At 63.8% G+C, this 489-nt stretch carries 1 pseudogene; it reads right to left on the bottom strand.

Annotated elements, in window-relative coordinates:
* Positions 1-349 (bottom strand): annotated as a pseudogene (locus FV242_RS35995) (integrase core domain-containing protein); the annotation flags it as partial.
* Positions 350-489: the final 140 nt, after the last annotated feature.

Raw genomic sequence — 489 nt, 5'->3', positions numbered from 1 at the left:
CTGTTTGACAGGGCGGGCAGCGGGGTGGGTTCAGGAACTCCGGCTGAGGAACTCTTAGTTGAGAGCATGCGCAGGCCGGAGTGCAGGTGATGTAGCTCCAATCCACGAACCAAGGAGGCAGGAGCCGCATCGCGGCTTCGGCGTCGGCTTAGATGGCGAGGCGGGCGCAATCGCGCTTGAGCGTCTTCACGAGCTCCTCCGCAATGCCGTTGCTCTACGGCGAGCGCACCGGCGTAATCAGCGGCCGTAGGTTGGGTGCGGCGGCCGTCTAAGCAGTTTCCTTGGCGATGTAGGCAGAGCCGTTGGCAAACAGCCACTCGGCTTGGTGCGGGACCTTTGTGGCACCGAACCAACGCTCTCAGCGGGGACTATCGGAAATTCCGTGTGTGAGCGGCGGGTTGAACATCAGGCCGCCATGGCCCGGGTGAAGCGCTCGCCGAAGATGACGGCGAACTGCGCCTTGGCCATGACCCACTCACGCGGGCCCAT

It is taken from the genome of Methylobacterium sp. WL64 (assembly GCF_008039945.1).
GTDB lineage: Bacteria > Pseudomonadota > Alphaproteobacteria > Rhizobiales > Beijerinckiaceae > Methylobacterium.
Note: the sequence above shows the minus strand (reverse complement) of the source record. Positions and strands in the feature narration are given on the sequence as shown.